Origin of the sequence: Psychrobacillus sp. FSL K6-1267, assembly GCF_038003265.1 — a bacterium.
Lineage (GTDB): Bacteria > Bacillota > Bacilli > Bacillales_A > Planococcaceae > Psychrobacillus > Psychrobacillus faecigallinarum.
In genome coordinates this window covers 2,368,626-2,384,342 of record NZ_JBBOOR010000001.1, presented here as the reverse complement: position 1 = coordinate 2,384,342, position 15,717 = coordinate 2,368,626, and the positions used below count along the sequence as shown (strand labels likewise).

Genomic DNA, 15,717 nt, shown 5'->3' with positions numbered 1-15,717 from the left:
AAAAAGAAAAAGACATGTTCGGTTATGAATATGTTTGTCAGAAAATCCACTGTAAACGGTGTTCAAAGCGTTTAAATTAATACAGCGAATTAAGGTCACAAATGAGGTGTTCACATGACAATCCGAGAAATACCAACACCAAACTTTGAAGACGACATTTCAAGGTTAGTACAAGAATATGAGAAGGCTTTACGTTCACTAGAAATCGAACTGAACAGCCTTTTCCTAACCGACTTCCAACGTGCGGAAATAATTGCGACTCAAAAAAATATTGAAGCTATCATAAATCAATTAAATACAGGCATTACCAATTGGTCCTCCACAGCGATGACTGCAGCGGTAACAGAGGGAGCAGCGGCTACGTTGTTCTCTTTATTTTTGGTCGAAAGTATGGAAGAAGCAAGGAAGGTTGTTCAATTTTCCACACTTAATGATTTGCTGGTTAGAGCAGTGGTAGCAGATACTCAAACAGACTTATTGAACGTCTCGAATAACGTGTCTAGGAAGGTCAGGAACGCTATTCAAAAGGGAACGGCTAGAGTAATGAGGGAGAACGTTACACAGGGCGTAAACGGTACGCAAACGATGAAATACGACTTGTTGAAGCAATGGAAAAACGATATTGGTGAAGCACTCGATACTGGCTTGATTGATTCAGCAGGGAGAGTGTGGAAGCCATCGACTTATGCGGAAACAGTAGCACGTACAAAAATGTTGTCTGCCCACATTGATGCAACTACCAATGAAGCATTAGAACGTGGTGCACAGTATGGAATTATTTCCACACATGGTGCGGCAGATGCTTGTCGATTCCATGAAGGAAGAATCGTTAAGTTAGATCCGAATGCTCCAGGTGATTATCCCACTGTGGATGAACTGAGAACAACCTTGCAAATATTTCATCCGAATTGTAAGCATGTTATTTCTCCGATTATTGACTTAGATGTTTTGTCAGAAGTTCGGAAGAAAATAGCGAACCAACAAGCGGAATTAGGTAAAAGGGCTATCAGTGTGGGAGGACGTAATCCACAAATTTAACAACCTCGTCTTTTCAGTCATTACTGTAGACGTAAAAGAACAGATATGACTAACTCTATCGTGTCGCACACGTAAAAAACGTAGGAGGATATATGAATAAAGAACAATTAATCGAATTAGGTTTAACAGAAGAGCAAGCAGATAAAGTGGTTTCAAGTTTTGGCACAATGGTTCCAAAAGCGCGTCTTGATGAAAAAATCAAAGAAGCGAAGGAATATAAAGATCAAGTTGCTGAACGTGATACTCAATTAGCTGATTTGCAAACTAAAGCTGCTGGAAATGATGCATTACAAGTTGAAATTACAAAACTTCAAAATGCAAACAAAGCTGCAACCGAAAAGTATGAAACTGAAATGAAAGATTTAAAGCTATCTACTGCTATTAAACTAGCGCTTAACGGAAATGTTCAAGATGTGGACATTGTTACAAATCTACTAGACAAAGCGAAGGTTGAGTTAAATGAGGATGGAACTGTCAAAGACGGTTTGCAAAATCAAATTGATTCATTAAAAGAATCAAAACCATTCTTGTTTGTAGATGTTAACAAAGAAATTGGAGGTTCATCTAATCCAGGTGGCCAAGATCGCACGATTACGAAGGAACAATTTAGTGCAATGAATTACACAGAACGTGCTCAATTGTATGAAAAAAACCCAGGGTTGTATAAACAACTCACTACAAAATAGGAGAGTGACTTAAATGCCACAAACAAAATTAGCAAACTTAGTAAATCCACAAGTATTAAAAGATATTATTTCAGCAACATTACCAAATGCAATTCGGTTTGCACCACTTGCCCGTGTGGACGACACACTAGTAGGACAAGCAGGTAATACAGTTACCGTGCCACGTTTTGAATACATTGGGGATGCAGAAGATGTTGCAGAGGGTGTAGCAATGGGTACAACTGTACTTACAACTTCTAGTCAACAAGCGACGATTAAAAAAGCAGGTAAAGCAGTGGAAATCACTGATGAAGCAAGATTATCTGGATTTGGAGACCCTATTGGAGAAGCTGGTAAACAGTTAGTAATGTCTATTTCCAATAAAGTTGATAATGATGCACTTAAAGCTCTTGCTACAACTACTCTTGTCCACACTACTGCAGCGTCAGGTAAGTTAGATGTAGCAACAGTGGAGGCAGCACAATCAATCTTTAATGATGAAGATGATGCACCAATGGTATTAATCGCAAATCCAGCCGATGCAGCTGTTCTTCGTAATAGTGCAGCTACTAACTGGACTCGTGGTTCTGCATTAGGTGACCAAATCCTTGTATCAGGAACATTCGGTGAAGTATTGGGAGCTCAAGTAATTCGCTCTCGTAAATTAGCTAAAGGTACTGCTTATTTAGTGAAAGCTGGAGCCCTAGCAATCTACTTGAAACGTGAAGTAGAAGTTGAAACTGATCGTGATATCCTTGCAAAAACAACTGTTATATCAGCAGATGAGCATTATGGTGTAGTACTAGAAGATGAATCTAAAGCAGTTAAAATCACAATCACTGCATAATCAGGGAAGGCATAACGCCTTCTCATTTTTAATTTCAAAGGAGGTCTTTGCATGTTATTAAATCGACATAAAGACAAACGTAAAAATAAAACAACCACTAAAGATGTAACTCCCACGGAAACAAAAGATGATTCAAAGAAATCATCAACCAAAAAGGCACAGACGAAAAAAGACGATTCCAAAGAGTGACTCCTAAAGAAAAGGAGGAATGATCATGCCAGTAACAATTATGGAAGCGGATGATTATATAAACCTACACGTCATTGATATAGATGATTGGGTAGAGGCTGATGAAAGTAAGAAACAACGTATTTTAAATACGGCCAGTCGCATATTGGTTTATAAATTCAAAGATTTATTGATTCCAAACAATGCAGTTTATGAGTTTGCAGCAGTACTTGCAAGTGCTACCAACGATACAAATCGTATGCAAATGCAAGGAGTGGAATCGTTCTCTATCACAGATGTTGGATCGTTTAAATTTAATCGTACCATTAGTGATTTTGCCGATTTAATTCCACAGTCAGCATTAGACATCATCAGTTTGGAAAACGGATTGGATGGTATTAATACAACCCTTAAAACAGCTATGTGGACGGTGATTTAGCATGGCTATTATTCCATTAAAACAAACGATTGAAGTGAAGAGAGCACCTTCTGTGGACGATTACGGTGAACCAGTTAACCCAACTCCATTCACGCTGAAATGTCGCTTCGTTGAAAAGTCAGAGCTTATTAAAAAGTATTCAAGTGGTACAGGCGCCAATCAAACAATGAGTGCAGAAGTTGTTGCTAATGGTCAAATATTCTTGAATGGATATGCAGATATACTCTACACCGACACGATTAACTACACCGATGAAAGCGGAAGAACTCGAACCTTTTCACCTTTGAAGATTGAGCCTAAACGTAATTTCGGTGGTAAAGCCATATTGACGGTGGTGTATGTGTAATGGCTAGAGAATTTCACTTAGATATTTCTGAATTGCGGAGAGCCATAGAAAGCGCACCAGAAATAGCTGGTAAAGGCGCAGAAGAGGCTATGGATGCAATAACAGATGATTGGGTGTTAGAGGCTAGAAATATTGCACCGTTGAAAAGTAGCAACCTAAGAAAACAAATTAAAGGCCAAGTTCGTGATGCTGGATTAGACAGTTCTATTATGGTTACTGGTAATGCGATTAACCGGACAGGTGGAGCTGGTCGTTTCAACTACGGTTATTACATTCATGAATTAGATGCAGGTGGAAATGAAATGCAAACGCCAGGAACGGAAAAGAAGTTCTTAGAGAAATCTGTGGACGAACGTAGATGGCAAAGGTATTTGGTTGAAAGAGTGCTTTCAAAACTACGAAGAATGGGGTGGAATGGATGAATAAGATTACATTGGATAATGAATATCGAGCGTTAGAAAATTTGTTTGAAACAAAATATCCAACATTAAAAGTCCTTTCTTACAATCCTCCTGAACCAAACTTTTTTGATGTAGTATTTGAACTCATTGATTCCTCCACAGAAGAAGTGAATAGAGCGATAACCGAGAAGTTGAGAACGTATCAGCTTCTTTTTCATTTTGAAAAGAGAACTACCGCAATGGAATATCACTCAAAAGTGGACGCCTTATTGGAAGAAACAGCATCACTTCCATGTCAAGGAAGGTTTATCAAACTACACAATCATTCAATGTCTCGTATATTCAGCACAGCAAGCGGTAAGCATGCCTTTTATTGTTTGATTGAAGCAAGTTACCACTCAGCAAGAACATTCGCTCAGGCGCCTAAAATGCAAGAAATAACCCATGTGATGAACGGGATAGAAACAACTATTAATTAGAAACAAAGGAGGAACACAGAATGCCAATTGAACAATGGGATCCAACCGCTCTGCCTGTCAGACCTGGACTCTATATAAATTTTAAAAACGCTGCTATTGCACAAATCACTGGCGGTGAACGTGGCATTGTAGCTATGCCCCTCCACACATTTAGTGGAAAAGCTGTGGAAGATAAATTCTACACAGTAGAAGATGAAGCGCAAGCACTTGAATTGTTTGGTTTAGACAATATTGGACCAGTTAAATTAATCCTTCAAGGTGGAGCTAAACAAGTTTTGGTATACACAGTACCTTCCACACCTAATGCTGCAACCTATATCACCATGCGAGAAAAGTTTGAAGCATATGACTTCAATTTATTCGTGTGGGATATCGAACCACCAGCGGATGAAGATGCAAATATCAAAACATGGATTGAACAAAATATTAAAGAAAAGAAATTGTTCATGTATGTAACTGGCGGCAGTGCGTCAGAAGATATTGATCCTAGTTTGGGTGATGCACGAACAACAGCTTTAAGTCATGACTTTATTGTCAACTTAACTGTGGGAGGTAGCGTAGGTTCAAAAGAATATTCATCTGCTGAATATGCTCCTTACATTGCTGGTCTTATTGCAGGTACGCCTATCAATCGTTCTATCACATACCTGCCAGTTTCTTTAGATGATGTAAATCGTCGATATAGAAACAGTGAAGTGGTAAATGCATTGAAGAAAGGTTCACTTGTACTGATTCACGATGGTGAAAAAGTAAAGATTGAATCAGCTATCACTACATCTAAAATGAAAATCCGGTCAGCTAGAGCGCGTATTGCTATTGCCACAGATATTGAAAAGACTGCTCGTGACAATTACATCGGTCGTATTAATAACGATGAAGACGGTCAATATGCTCTTATATCTGCAATTAAGGTGTACTTGGAGACGCTTGAACAGAATGGAGTACTAACAGATATCGTTGTAACTCTTGACCCAATACGTCCATCTGTAGGAGACCAAGTATTCTTATCTATTAGTTATAGAGAGTTAGATTCTATGGAACGAATTTTCTTATCAATTACAGTCTGATTATAAAAGGATGGTGAAATATAAATGGTAATGCAAGCTGAAAAAGTAATGTCTGGATCTTATGGATATATGTATCACGAGGGTGAGTGGATGACCAATATTACACAAGCTCAGGCAAGTGTTGCGATTAATAAAGAGGAAGTGCCCCGTGCAGGAACTCGGTGGATTGGTGATAAGGCGATGTCTGTTAAAGGGACAGGTTCTATGACTGGATATAAAATGACTCCTACGCTCAACAAGCGAATCGGACAATTTTTGGATGATAAGTCACCAATGTTTGTTACTGAATTAATTATGAAGTTAGATGACCCAGACAGTCCGGAAACAAAACAAAGAGTAAGGTTAAAAGGTGTACAATTCGATGTAGTAAATATAATGCAATATGAAGTAGGCACAATTGTTACTGAAGAAACACCTTTTACATTCAGTGGACGAGAATACTTAGATTAATACTTTATGAGAGTCAGTGAAATGCTGGCTCTTTTCCTTTAGGAGGGAAATAAATGGACTTATTAAAGAAATTATTATCCACAGATTTGAATGTAACTAAACAGGTTTTTATTAAACGCCTCGATAGTGTATTGACTGTTAAAGGTATTACCAATGAAGAATTTGAGGAAATACATGAACGAGCAACCTACTATGAGGGAAAAGGTAATAAACGAACTAAGAAATATGACAATCAACAAGCTACGCATATGAGCATTGCAAAATGTTTAGTTGAACCTAATTTAAATGATCCTGAAGTTCTAAAAAGTACTGGTGTGGATGAACCTTGGCAAGCAGTTGCTAAATTATTCCTTCCAGGTGAACAAGACTTGCTAGAAACAGCTATCGGTGAATGTAGTGGATTTGTGGATGGCGAAGTGGAAATAGAAGAAGTAAAAAACTAATAAAAGCGGGTGGCGAAGCCTATTTACTATTCGAAGCCTACCGCAGACACGATATGGAGCCTGATGTGATTTATAACAAACCAGAGGGAGCGAAAAAGTTCATCCTTGGATGTCAGGCACTAGAATTAGAATTGGAGGCTAAAGCAGATGGCAATTAATTTAGTCGCTCGCATGACTTTACGAGACAATTTGACTGGTCCGATGAGACGAGCAACCAGACAGATGAATGAAACTGAACGTGCAACCACACGACTATCCAGACGAATGAACCAAAATAATTCGTTGTTTAGTAGATTTGGTCGAACAACAAGCGGATTAGTATCTGGTGTGGGAGGACTTGCAAAAGGATTTGGCGGTTTATTATCCAAACTTAATCCAGTAGCTTTAGGATTTGGCGCAATTGGTGCAGCCGCTGCAAGTGCTTATGGTGCGGTTAAAATATTCAATGCAACTGTGGGAGAAGCAATGAAGATGCAACAATCACAGGTGGTCATTAGTGCAATGTTTGATGACAAAAAAGTATCAGATCAATATATGAAAATGATAGATAAGATAGCTATCAATTCACCATTACTGGATTCTCAAGCGATGTATGGTAATTCCAAAACGTTCATCACCGCTTCTAAAGATTTAGGTCAGTTAGAAAAGATGTGGAACTTGGCAGAACGATTAGTCGCATCGGATCCACAACAAGGACTTGAAGGAGCGATTTATGCCCTACGAGAATTGTTCAGTGGAGATGCAATATCGATTGTTGACCGTTTTGAAATGCCAAAGAAAGTCATGAACGAAATCAAAAAGTTACCATTAGACAAACAGTTATCTAAATTAGATGAGTACTTTAATAAAATCGGTATGACAAGCAAATTGATTGATGACATGGGTGGTTCAGCGCTAGGTATGTGGCAACAGGTAAAAGAACGTATGCAACTGACTTTACGTGATATGGGCGAACCTTCACTGAAAGCGGTTAGTAAGTTCTTAGGTGGCGTTTTAGATAGATTTGAAGGCGAAGACATGAAAAAGTTTTCTGATTGGGGCGGAAGAATAATTGAACGAATGGTTAGTGGTCTTTCCAACAATGCAATCAAACTTTACGACTGGTTTGCTGGATTAATGAATGATCCTGAATTTCAAAGTAAATCCACACTTACAGCCAAAGTACAATTTGTGGTAAATGATATCGCTGAACGCTTGCAAGCTTGGTATGACGGTGGAGGAAAAGATAAAATCATCAACTTTGCTAAGGGTGTTACAGAAGTTATGGTTGGTGCATTAGATAACAGCCCAGCTTTCCTTGAACTTGGAGGTAAGTTAGGTGTTGCAATATGGCAAGGTATTGAAGGTGGAATTAAAAGTTCTGCTAAGAGTTCCAAACTCGGTGCTTTATTGTCATTAGGGAACATGTCATGGGATGTTGTTAGTAATCCGAACACTACAAGTAAAGCAATTGGGGCATTTACTCGAACTACGAAAAAACTTAAGGAAAACAGAATAGGTAGCAACGGTAAATTCGGTCCTCAAAAATCGCATAGCGGTGGACTGGATCGTGTACCTTATACCGGTTACCAACCTGTATTGCATAAAGACGAAAAAGTATTAACCGCTCAACAGGCAAGAGAGTATCGAGAAGGTAAAGGTGGAAGTGGTGGAATTACTATAACTGGCAATACATTTAATGTTCGTGATGACTTGGATGTTAAGAAGATTGCAATGGAATTAGCTCGATACATTGAAAGTGAAGGAGGTCAGATGGCAACATGACAGTAATTGAACGCAGTCAGCAAGTATTAACACATCTGCTAAATTCACCTCAGGGTGATGTTTATAGTCTGGAAGTTGTAGACCTCCAAAAAGTAATGTCAATTTCACAACAAGAATTAGAGTTAGTTGTAAAACGATTGAGGATTCTCGGTCATCGTATTAATTCAATATGTATCAAAAACTATGGACTTAAAAGAATCCAAATGAATCAGGGGGAGTTGATACTATGACAAACCCGATTCAATTTTGGTTAAAAGATCGTGAAGGATTATATCTTCGATTACCTGTAAATCCTGCCGAGTTCACAGTGACATCTCCGTTTGGGGTCAATAAAATAGTTGTTGCTCACTTAGGAGAAGTATCTATACCAGGTGAACGGAATTTGAAAGATGTATCGTTCGAGTCATTTTTCCCTCGTGATTACAACCCTAATTATTGTGAATATAACGGTTTTATGAATCCGCGTAAATGGGTTTTGCAAATGGAAAAGTGGCGTGATACTCGTAAAAGTGTACGATTATTGATTACTGGTACAAACGTGAGTATGCCGGTATTAATTGAACAGTTTGATATTCGTCCTGAAAGAGCTGGTCATGTGGGTGATATTTATTACAACATGCTTTGTGTGGAATATCGTGAACCAATAGTAAGAAAGCTTGAGAAGAAAGGTAAAGCAGTTAAGGCAGTTAAAGCTATTTCTACCTCTCGTTCTACCTCGAAGTCTAGTGGTTCCACATATACAGTCAAAAAGGGTGATTCCCTGTGGACGATAGCCAAACGTGTTTATGGTAACGGTACGGACTTAGAAAAGATTTACCAAGCTAATAAAAAAGTAATCGGTAAGAATAAAAATAAATTAACACCTGGTCAAAAGTTGGTGCTACCTTGAACATTAAGTTATTAATTCGTGATGTGGATGTAGCTGACTTTATCGAAGTTTTAACTTGGGAAGGGCATAGCGAAAAGCCTAATCGTACATTGACCATTAACTTCAATAATACTGTGGATGGCAGAAACCAAGCGTTTGCAATAGCCAATGGTGAAGTAATTCAATGTTATATAGATAACAAAAGAATTTTTATAGGCGTTGTATTTTCCACAGATATTGATGATAGCGGCAATATGACGGTTACAAGCTATGACCGAAATTATTACATGCTTAAATCCATTACTACTCGTCAATTTAAAAAGAAAAAGGCTTCGGATATTGTTAGGTTGTTAGCGAAAGACTTTAATATTCCGATAGGAACGATAGAAGACACTGGTTATGTAATTCCAAAATTAATCCTTCGAAATCATTCTTTGTATGACATGATGGTTAAAGCTTTAGTCTTAACCTATAAACAAACTGGAAAGAAATTTTTCTTTGGTAATACTGACGGAAAGTTGACACTTCGCCAGCACAAAAATAATGTAACTCCATGGATTCTTGCTGCAGGATCTAACTTAACGAAAGCTAGTTATTCTCAATCAATTGAGGAAACCAAAACTCAGGTACAGGTTGTGGGTGGTAAGGATAAAAAATTCACCCATACCGCTAAATCTGTAAGTTCTCAAAAGTTGTTCGGAGTCATGCAGCATTATGAGGAAATGGATGAAGATGCAACAAAATCACAGGTTAAACAACGTGCTGAAACCTTATTGAAGGAAATGAACGTTATTAATGACCAAGCTAGTGTTAGTGCTATCGGAATTCTTGATGTTATCACAGGTTGTGGAATATACGTCCGAGAACCAATGACGAAGCTTGCAGGTGGTTATTATGTAACTTCGGACTCCCACACGATTAGTAATGGTATTCATGAGATGCAATTAGATATCAGTAAATCTTTGGACATGCCAATTATTGAAATCAGTGATGAAGAACTTGGTATCGAAAAAGTTAAACCGAAAAAAGCTAAGAAGAAAACTAAAAAGAAAACCACAAAGAAAAAGACGGAAGAAAAAGATGAAAAATAGACGGAGGGGTATAACATGAGCAAATTAGAAGGTAGTGGTGGAGCTCGGCTTATTACTTTAATGCGACAATTTGGTCGTAATGTCGATTCAACCACACACATTGCGGTAGTAACAAGCGTTGACCCCTTCGCTATTCGTATTGAAGGAGATCCTGATGATATTGAAATGGATTCTCTTGTCATTATGCAGTCGATTCTTCCACACGAAAGAAAAGTGGATATCAACGGTGCCGAAGCACTTCTGACATTTAAAGAAGGCTATATAAAACCTGGTGATTATGTGTGGGTACTAGAAACAAATGAAGGTCAGAAATATCACGTCATAGACAAGGTGGTGGTATAATGGCAATCATTCCACAAAGCTTAGAAGAGGCTGAGTTAGAGGTTTTAGAAGTAACACAAACAATAGAGCCATCGTTGACTTATGCATTATTAGACGGTCATATCGGTGGGAAAATAGATGGAATCGAAGCGATTCAGCAGTTTATCTGGAAGGCGATAAAAACTGCTAGGAATCGTTTTTTAGTTTACGACGATCAGTATGGTAGCGAGTTAGAAGATTTAATTGGTGCTAGTGTTACGAGAGAATTGCTAGATGAAGAAATCCCTCGTGTGATACAGGAAAGTATCATTGATGACGACCGAATAAGAGATGTAGTTAATTTTGTTGTTACAAATGAAGGCGATAAAGTATTTGTGTCTTTCACTGTACTGCTGACAAATGGTGAACAGGTGGAAAGTGAGGTGGAAGTATGATAGAAAGACAGTTTGAAAGTGAAACAGAAGATGTCATTTTAGATCGTATGAAGGGTCGTGTGGACGACAACATCGACAAACGACAAGGCTCGGTTACACATGACATGACCGCCCCAGCATCATTTGAAATCGCTCAGGTGTATCAAGCATTGGATGATGTTATCGCTTTGGGATTAAACGTCACAGAGGATAGTCCAGATGAATTTGTAGATTTGAAGGTGAAATGGAGTGGAGTTACACGAAAGGCAGCGATTCAGTCAACTGGAACATTCACTATTGTGGATGAAGAAGGGACCGTTATTCCTGTAGGTACTCCTGCAAGAACTGATGAAGTGAATCCTGTGTATTTCCACACTACAGAAGAAGGTGTAGTTACTGGGGGAAGTGTCACAGTTAATGCAATTGCTGATGAAGGTGGCACTAGAGGTAATGTAGATGCAAATAAAATTGTGGTTATTCTTGGCGATTTAACAGGAACCGCAACAGTTACAAATACATCTCCATTCACTGGTGGAGTTGACAGAGAAACAAATACTTCACTACTAGAACGTTTCTACGAAAAAGTACGACGACCTGCAACAAGCGGGAACATCTTCCAATACGAACAATGGGCGAAGTCAGTACCAGGTGTGGGAGATGTAAAAGTTAAACCTGTTTGGAATGGCCCAGGTACAGTGAAATTAATCTTACTTGACGACCAAAGGACAAGCCCTGACCCTTCTGTTATCACTGCCACACAGACTTATGTGGAGTCAGTTCGACCAATTGGCGCTGATGTAACATATGTTGGTGCTACTGAATTACCTATCAATGTGACTGCTAATTTAACACTTGCACCTGGGGCGGATATTGTTTCTGTCACCAATCAATTTACAGAAGGTTTGAAAGCGTATTTACAATCACTAGCATTTGTGGACAATGAATTGACTGGACAACCTGAACTTATTCGATATACAAGAATCGCAAATGTCTTACTCGACCTTCCACCAATCATCGACTATAGCAATTTACTTGTAAATGGTGGTACATCGAACATTCAACCAACTGATGAACAGGTAGGTGTGGTTGGGAGTGTGACGTTTACATGAAATATTTAGGTACTACAGTGGAACGTGATGTGAAACGCTCGATGTTTGATTATGGTCCTAAGATGTATGAGGAATTGGTTGAGTCAGTAGCAATTATTGAAACGGAAGCTACAGAGATTGAGTTTTTGCATTCTCGTATTGCGGATGTGCTTAATCAGTTTAATGTTGAGTCCTCCACATGGGGATTGAAAGCCTATGAGTATGAGGTTGGTGTAACAACTGATGTAAATAAGCCAATCGACCAACGTAAATCAGTGGTAGTTTCTAAACTTCGCGGTGCTGGTGTAACAACTAGAGAACTTATTGAAAATGTAGCTGAAGCGTATGCAAATGCTGATGTGGAAGTTACGGAAGATAATCCTAACTATAATGTGATTATCAAGTTTGTTGGTGTACTAGGAATACCACCAAATATGAGTGATTTAGAACGGTCTTTACGTGAAATTATTCCAGCACATATGATTTATACCTTAGTCTTCACATATGTAACCTACGATATGTTGAAAGCGAAATACACTACTTACGATGATCTAAAACAAACAGGGTTAACCTATGAAGAAATATTAGTTAACTAGAAAAGGAGGCAATGAGGTATGCCTACAAATAAATTAGGATTGCCTACAATAACAGGGAATATGAACGCAGATGTTGTTAGGGATATGAATGCAATAGCGCAAGCTGTGGATGATAAAGCAGGTGTCCCAGGTGGACTTGCCTTGCTTGATGACAGTGGGAAAGTTATTGGTGTACCCGATGTGAAGGATGCATCCACAACACAAAAAGGTATTGTCCAATTAAGTGATGTAACAAACAGCACTAGCACGATTTTAGCAGCTACAGCAAATGCGGTTAAAAAAGTGTATGACATTGCATTTGCAAAATATAGCAAACCTGCAAGTGGAATCCCAAAAACGGATTTAGACCCAGCGCTTCAAACATCATTAAACAAAATAGAAAAAATAGGCGGTGAATTACTGGCGAATATAACAGTACCTAGTGACACTGTGAAAGTCGATATTCCTAACATAGGTGGTTATGATTACTATGAAATTTTCGTCGAACCTCTTGCAACGGACGGTGGAACTTCAAATTTTCTTCTTAGATTTAACGATGATGCTAGCAGTTCGTATTTTTCGAACAATACTAATGCTAGCACAGGGATTCCATTGAGCGGAATTGCTGTTACTAATAGTGGAGTAGGTTTTAATGTTCTCACAATAAGCAACAATGACGCGTCAAAATGGAAAATGTTTAACGGAATGAGTACGGTATATACCGGAACTCAACAACCTCTTAATATAGGCGGAAAATGGCAAAATGTAACAGAACGAATTAATAAAATTAGTGTCGCTCATAGTGGTGGAGCGGTTGTAAAAGCAGGTTCAAGAATAATGGTAATAGGTTACAAATAGGAGTGAATAAACCATGAAAAAACTTGTATATAATCCTCAAACAGGAAAAATGGAAGAGGTAGATTTAACGCCAGAAGAATTGGCGCAAATGGAGATAGACAAGAACACCGAGCCTCTACCTCCTAAATTCCCTCTTGAATATCTACTTGCAGAACAAGATAGACAAATTCAAGAGTTAAAAGTGAAATTGATAGTATCTGAACAAATGGTTGCAGATAGTCATCAATCACAACAAGAATTATTAGAAATGCTAATTGATATGGGGGTTATGTAAATGTCAAACGTGAATATTCTTTTAGTAAAATCTTATACTACAAATGTCTATATGACAGGAAGAAATTCATTATCTAATATCGCTGCTAATCGGTCGGAATACGTTCAACCTGTCATGCAACATGCAGCAGATTCTCTTTACATTGATTACATCGGAAGAGCAAAAGACAAAGGATTCATAACAGAGCAAGAACATGACGATACATTGGCATTAAAAGGTCCAGAAGACCCACAGTATTTACCGCCTATTGATATGAATTCTGTAGAACAACCAACAACTGAAGCATAGTTAATTTTAGTTAAAGGATTTCCTCCCTCTTTTGTCGAATTGTGGATGATAGAGGGAGGGATAATAATGGAATCAAAACTATATCCACTGTTACATCAGCTTTTAATAACCAAGCACACAACGAAAAATGATTTTTCAAGTAAAGAAATGATTTGGTATTGGGACGTTTACAGCGTTTCCTTGGATGAAAAAACTTCCTTAGTGCGTTGTTCATGTACTTCTTTTGGTAGAGATGTTCACATACCATGGTTTGAAGTAACTAATATTAATCCTGAATTTAAAATTAAAGAAGTTTGTACACAAAAAATGCTTAACACTATAGGGTAATCAATGAGGACGTCCACACTGGGCGTTCTTTTTATTTATATAAAAAGGGGTGAGATGATGCCGGAAGGGGTGACATCTATGTACGAAACAGTCAAAGACCAAGGGGAAAAACTCGACAATCATGAGGAACGAATAACCCTTTTAGAAGAAACAGATAGAAAGCATGAAGAACGGTTACAGGTTGTTGAATCAAACTACACCAAGTTAGAAAATACCATCCTCAAAAGCAGTCAAGCTCAACAAGAATTCTTTCGAGATACGATGAACAAACAATGGGAATTGATTAATGCAAGAGATATAAGTAAAGATGCTGAACGACAGCGAGGTCATGAACTCAGGAAAACAAATGTTGAAAAAGGTTGGGAGTTTGCTGGTAAATTGACTGTCGCTGGTGGAGTTATTTATTTAGCTTTAGACAAATTCTTTTTATAAATAGGAGGAAATATATATATGAAAATCAACTGGAAAGTACGTTTTAAGAACCCTGTATTTATTTTTCAATTAATCGGTGCTATTTTGTCGCCTGCATTAGTTTATGCAGGTCTTAGCTTCACAGATTTGACGACATGGAATACATTAGGTGATTTATTAGTACAAGCCTATGGTAATCCTATTCTCTTATTCGCTATGTTTTATGCAGGTTATAACGCTATTACTGACCCAACAACTAAAGGTCATTCCGATTCTCCACAGGCAATGAATTATAACGAACCAAAGGAGAATGGCAAATGGTAAAAATACAAGACATTCGCCAACAAGTTGCTCCGTCCAAAACCAAAAGAAACCTCAATCAAATAAAAAAAGTAGCACGTCATCATTCAGCAACAACGAGTGGTGACTATTTTTCTTTTTGGAACAATCGTTGGAAGGGGTTAGGCTGGACTAAAGGTGGCTATCATGAAATCATTTTGCGTGATGGTACTGTTCAACTTTGTTATGATCCATACTTTCCGACTAATGGAATTGGCAATCACAATACTGAAACTTATCATATCTGTGTGGTTGGTAACGGTAGCTTCACTGAGGAACAGGAAAAAGCATTTGAAGAACGGTGTTTATTAGCTTTAGAAAGTTTTGGGTTAAGTGTGGAAGATGTACTAGGTCATAATGAGTTTAGCGGTACAGCGACCTCTTGTCCTGGTATTAATATGAACGATGTTAGAAAGCGTTTAAAAGGTTTAAAGACACCTGACAAGGTAGTTGGTAGTGTCACAAACACTGATAAAATTATGTGGGGAAAAACGGAATTAAAAAAAGGACAGATTGGTAAGGTTACTATCCTTAAACGAATTAACCTTTGGCAAGATGGACCCAATGGTAAACTGCAAATGGTAAGAGTGTTGAATCCAGGAGAAGAATATCGAGTTTATAACTACAGGGATGCACATGAAGGGCAATATAACGTTGGCGATGGGCATTGGATTACGAAAATGCCTGAGCATGTACTTTATGAAACACCTTCTAAATCCATGTTGGAAAAACTTAATAAATAAACGTTTAAAGCCTT

General features: G+C 38.1%; 26 protein-coding genes. All 26 read left to right on the top strand.

Annotation, left to right across the window (positions count from 1 at the left end; translation table 11 throughout):
• The first annotated feature begins 114 nt into the window (after positions 1–114).
• The 26 genes from MHB55_RS12110 (at position 115) to MHB55_RS11985 (ending at position 15,703) form a co-directional block, all read left to right on the top strand.
• Positions 115–1,038: a phage minor capsid protein gene (locus MHB55_RS12110; protein ID WP_340863314.1), complete on the top strand. Its 924-nt coding sequence runs from the start codon at positions 115–117 to the stop codon at positions 1,036–1,038.
• Positions 1,039–1,130: 92 nt separating this feature from the next.
• Positions 1,131–1,724 (top strand): phage scaffolding protein, encoded by a 594-nt coding sequence (locus MHB55_RS12105; protein ID WP_340863313.1) that lies wholly within the window; start codon positions 1,131–1,133, stop codon positions 1,722–1,724.
• Between the two features lie 13 nt (positions 1,725–1,737).
• The gene (locus tag MHB55_RS12100) at positions 1,738–2,550 is read left to right on the top strand and encodes a N4-gp56 family major capsid protein (protein WP_340863312.1); all 813 of its coding nucleotides are present in this window, start codon (positions 1,738–1,740) and stop codon (positions 2,548–2,550) included.
• Between the two features lie 51 nt (positions 2,551–2,601).
• Positions 2,602–2,739 (top strand): hypothetical protein, encoded by a 138-nt coding sequence (locus MHB55_RS12095; RefSeq protein WP_340863311.1) that lies wholly within the window; start codon positions 2,602–2,604, stop codon positions 2,737–2,739.
• A gap of 25 nt (positions 2,740–2,764) precedes the next feature.
• Positions 2,765–3,157 carry a hypothetical protein gene (locus MHB55_RS12090; RefSeq protein WP_340863310.1) on the top strand — a complete coding sequence of 131 codons (393 nt, stop codon included), beginning with the start codon at positions 2,765–2,767 and terminating at the stop codon, positions 3,155–3,157.
• A 1-nt stretch (position 3,158) separates the two neighbouring features.
• Positions 3,159–3,503, top strand: a complete 345-nt coding sequence (locus MHB55_RS12085; RefSeq protein ID WP_340863309.1) for a hypothetical protein — start codon at positions 3,159–3,161, stop codon at positions 3,501–3,503.
• Entirely contained in the window at positions 3,503–3,925 is a 423-nt protein-coding gene (locus MHB55_RS12080) for a hypothetical protein (protein ID WP_340863308.1), read from the top strand. Before MHB55_RS12085 ends, MHB55_RS12080 begins: the two co-directional genes overlap by 1 nt.
• Positions 3,922–4,383 carry a hypothetical protein gene (locus tag MHB55_RS12075; RefSeq protein ID WP_340863307.1) on the top strand — a complete coding sequence of 154 codons (462 nt, stop codon included), beginning with the start codon at positions 3,922–3,924 and terminating at the stop codon, positions 4,381–4,383. Before MHB55_RS12080 ends, MHB55_RS12075 begins: the two co-directional genes overlap by 4 nt.
• A gap of 20 nt (positions 4,384–4,403) precedes the next feature.
• Positions 4,404–5,450, top strand: a complete 1,047-nt coding sequence (locus MHB55_RS12070; RefSeq protein ID WP_340863306.1) for a phage tail sheath subtilisin-like domain-containing protein — start codon at positions 4,404–4,406, stop codon at positions 5,448–5,450.
• A 24-nt stretch (positions 5,451–5,474) separates the two neighbouring features.
• Positions 5,475–5,900, top strand: a complete 426-nt coding sequence (locus tag MHB55_RS12065) for a phage tail tube protein (RefSeq protein ID WP_340863305.1) — start codon at positions 5,475–5,477, stop codon at positions 5,898–5,900.
• Between the two features lie 53 nt (positions 5,901–5,953).
• Positions 5,954–6,343, top strand: a complete 390-nt coding sequence (locus MHB55_RS12060) for a phage tail assembly chaperone (protein WP_340863304.1) — start codon at positions 5,954–5,956, stop codon at positions 6,341–6,343.
• Between the two features lie 147 nt (positions 6,344–6,490).
• Positions 6,491–8,107 carry a hypothetical protein gene (locus tag MHB55_RS12055; protein ID WP_340863303.1) on the top strand — a complete coding sequence of 539 codons (1,617 nt, stop codon included), beginning with the start codon at positions 6,491–6,493 and terminating at the stop codon, positions 8,105–8,107.
• Positions 8,104–8,337 (top strand): hypothetical protein, encoded by a 234-nt coding sequence (locus MHB55_RS12050; RefSeq protein ID WP_340863302.1) that lies wholly within the window; start codon positions 8,104–8,106, stop codon positions 8,335–8,337. Before MHB55_RS12055 ends, MHB55_RS12050 begins: the two co-directional genes overlap by 4 nt.
• Positions 8,334–8,996 carry a LysM peptidoglycan-binding domain-containing protein gene (locus MHB55_RS12045; RefSeq protein WP_340863301.1) on the top strand — a complete coding sequence of 221 codons (663 nt, stop codon included), beginning with the start codon at positions 8,334–8,336 and terminating at the stop codon, positions 8,994–8,996. Before MHB55_RS12050 ends, MHB55_RS12045 begins: the two co-directional genes overlap by 4 nt.
• A complete protein-coding gene (locus MHB55_RS12040; RefSeq protein WP_340863300.1) occupies positions 8,993–10,066 on the top strand; it encodes an XkdQ/YqbQ family protein in 1,074 nt (357 codons plus the stop codon). The genes MHB55_RS12045 and MHB55_RS12040 overlap by 4 nt, the downstream gene beginning before the upstream one ends.
• Before the next feature lie 15 nt (positions 10,067–10,081).
• Positions 10,082–10,408 carry a DUF2577 family protein gene (locus MHB55_RS12035; RefSeq protein WP_340863299.1) on the top strand — a complete coding sequence of 109 codons (327 nt, stop codon included), beginning with the start codon at positions 10,082–10,084 and terminating at the stop codon, positions 10,406–10,408.
• Positions 10,408–10,821, top strand: coding sequence for a DUF2634 domain-containing protein (locus MHB55_RS12030; RefSeq protein WP_340863298.1), 414 nt, complete (start codon positions 10,408–10,410; stop codon positions 10,819–10,821). Before MHB55_RS12035 ends, MHB55_RS12030 begins: the two co-directional genes overlap by 1 nt.
• Positions 10,818–11,909 (top strand): baseplate J/gp47 family protein, encoded by a 1,092-nt coding sequence (locus MHB55_RS12025; protein WP_340863297.1) that lies wholly within the window; start codon positions 10,818–10,820, stop codon positions 11,907–11,909. The genes MHB55_RS12030 and MHB55_RS12025 overlap by 4 nt, the downstream gene beginning before the upstream one ends.
• A complete protein-coding gene (locus MHB55_RS12020) occupies positions 11,906–12,484 on the top strand; it encodes a putative phage tail protein (RefSeq protein ID WP_340863296.1) in 579 nt (192 codons plus the stop codon). The genes MHB55_RS12025 and MHB55_RS12020 overlap by 4 nt, the downstream gene beginning before the upstream one ends.
• Before the next feature lie 18 nt (positions 12,485–12,502).
• Complete coding sequence (locus MHB55_RS12015) at positions 12,503–13,321, top strand: phage tail protein (RefSeq protein ID WP_340863295.1); 819 nt, start codon at positions 12,503–12,505, stop codon at positions 13,319–13,321.
• A 13-nt stretch (positions 13,322–13,334) separates the two neighbouring features.
• Positions 13,335–13,595 carry a hypothetical protein gene (locus tag MHB55_RS12010; protein ID WP_340863294.1) on the top strand — a complete coding sequence of 87 codons (261 nt, stop codon included), beginning with the start codon at positions 13,335–13,337 and terminating at the stop codon, positions 13,593–13,595.
• A complete protein-coding gene (locus MHB55_RS12005) occupies positions 13,596–13,883 on the top strand; it encodes a hypothetical protein (protein WP_340863293.1) in 288 nt (95 codons plus the stop codon).
• Positions 13,884–13,949: 66 nt separating this feature from the next.
• The gene (locus MHB55_RS12000; RefSeq protein WP_340863292.1) at positions 13,950–14,210 is read left to right on the top strand and encodes a hypothetical protein; all 261 of its coding nucleotides are present in this window, start codon (positions 13,950–13,952) and stop codon (positions 14,208–14,210) included.
• A 78-nt stretch (positions 14,211–14,288) separates the two neighbouring features.
• The gene (locus MHB55_RS11995) at positions 14,289–14,642 is read left to right on the top strand and encodes a hypothetical protein (RefSeq protein ID WP_340863291.1); all 354 of its coding nucleotides are present in this window, start codon (positions 14,289–14,291) and stop codon (positions 14,640–14,642) included.
• 18 nt (positions 14,643–14,660) lie between these two features.
• On the top strand, positions 14,661–14,945 hold the full coding sequence (locus tag MHB55_RS11990) for a phage holin (RefSeq protein ID WP_340863290.1): 285 nt from the start codon (positions 14,661–14,663) through the stop codon (positions 14,943–14,945).
• Positions 14,939–15,703: a peptidoglycan recognition protein family protein gene (locus tag MHB55_RS11985; RefSeq protein WP_340863289.1), complete on the top strand. Its 765-nt coding sequence runs from the start codon at positions 14,939–14,941 to the stop codon at positions 15,701–15,703. Before MHB55_RS11990 ends, MHB55_RS11985 begins: the two co-directional genes overlap by 7 nt.
• The last annotated feature ends 14 nt before the right edge of the window (positions 15,704–15,717 follow it).

Bases quoted from the DNA above. Each gene is read 5' to 3' on its own strand.
- MHB55_RS12110 (WP_340863314.1), top strand. From the start codon at position 115: ATGACAATCCGAGAAATACCAACACCAAACTTTGAAGACGACATTTCA.
- MHB55_RS12105 (WP_340863313.1), top strand. From the start codon at position 1,131: ATGAATAAAGAACAATTAATCGAATTAGGTTTAACAGAAGAGCAAGCA.
- MHB55_RS12100 (WP_340863312.1), top strand. From the start codon at position 1,738: ATGCCACAAACAAAATTAGCAAACTTAGTAAATCCACAAGTATTAAAA.
- MHB55_RS12095 (WP_340863311.1), top strand. From the start codon at position 2,602: ATGTTATTAAATCGACATAAAGACAAACGTAAAAATAAAACAACCACT.
- MHB55_RS12090 (WP_340863310.1), top strand. From the start codon at position 2,765: ATGCCAGTAACAATTATGGAAGCGGATGATTATATAAACCTACACGTC.
- MHB55_RS12085 (WP_340863309.1), top strand. From the start codon at position 3,159: ATGGCTATTATTCCATTAAAACAAACGATTGAAGTGAAGAGAGCACCT.
- MHB55_RS12080 (WP_340863308.1), top strand. From the start codon at position 3,503: ATGGCTAGAGAATTTCACTTAGATATTTCTGAATTGCGGAGAGCCATA.
- MHB55_RS12075 (WP_340863307.1), top strand. From the start codon at position 3,922: ATGAATAAGATTACATTGGATAATGAATATCGAGCGTTAGAAAATTTG.
- MHB55_RS12070 (WP_340863306.1), top strand. From the start codon at position 4,404: ATGCCAATTGAACAATGGGATCCAACCGCTCTGCCTGTCAGACCTGGA.
- MHB55_RS12065 (WP_340863305.1), top strand. From the start codon at position 5,475: ATGGTAATGCAAGCTGAAAAAGTAATGTCTGGATCTTATGGATATATG.
- MHB55_RS12060 (WP_340863304.1), top strand. From the start codon at position 5,954: ATGGACTTATTAAAGAAATTATTATCCACAGATTTGAATGTAACTAAA.
- MHB55_RS12055 (WP_340863303.1), top strand. From the start codon at position 6,491: ATGGCAATTAATTTAGTCGCTCGCATGACTTTACGAGACAATTTGACT.
- MHB55_RS12050 (WP_340863302.1), top strand. From the start codon at position 8,104: ATGACAGTAATTGAACGCAGTCAGCAAGTATTAACACATCTGCTAAAT.
- MHB55_RS12045 (WP_340863301.1), top strand. From the start codon at position 8,334: ATGACAAACCCGATTCAATTTTGGTTAAAAGATCGTGAAGGATTATAT.
- MHB55_RS12035 (WP_340863299.1), top strand. From the start codon at position 10,082: ATGAGCAAATTAGAAGGTAGTGGTGGAGCTCGGCTTATTACTTTAATG.
- MHB55_RS12030 (WP_340863298.1), top strand. From the start codon at position 10,408: ATGGCAATCATTCCACAAAGCTTAGAAGAGGCTGAGTTAGAGGTTTTA.
- MHB55_RS12025 (WP_340863297.1), top strand. From the start codon at position 10,818: ATGATAGAAAGACAGTTTGAAAGTGAAACAGAAGATGTCATTTTAGAT.
- MHB55_RS12020 (WP_340863296.1), top strand. From the start codon at position 11,906: ATGAAATATTTAGGTACTACAGTGGAACGTGATGTGAAACGCTCGATG.
- MHB55_RS12015 (WP_340863295.1), top strand. From the start codon at position 12,503: ATGCCTACAAATAAATTAGGATTGCCTACAATAACAGGGAATATGAAC.
- MHB55_RS12010 (WP_340863294.1), top strand. From the start codon at position 13,335: ATGAAAAAACTTGTATATAATCCTCAAACAGGAAAAATGGAAGAGGTA.
- MHB55_RS12005 (WP_340863293.1), top strand. From the start codon at position 13,596: ATGTCAAACGTGAATATTCTTTTAGTAAAATCTTATACTACAAATGTC.
- MHB55_RS12000 (WP_340863292.1), top strand. From the start codon at position 13,950: ATGGAATCAAAACTATATCCACTGTTACATCAGCTTTTAATAACCAAG.
- MHB55_RS11995 (WP_340863291.1), top strand. From the start codon at position 14,289: ATGTACGAAACAGTCAAAGACCAAGGGGAAAAACTCGACAATCATGAG.
- MHB55_RS11990 (WP_340863290.1), top strand. From the start codon at position 14,661: ATGAAAATCAACTGGAAAGTACGTTTTAAGAACCCTGTATTTATTTTT.
- MHB55_RS11985 (WP_340863289.1), top strand. From the start codon at position 14,939: ATGGTAAAAATACAAGACATTCGCCAACAAGTTGCTCCGTCCAAAACC.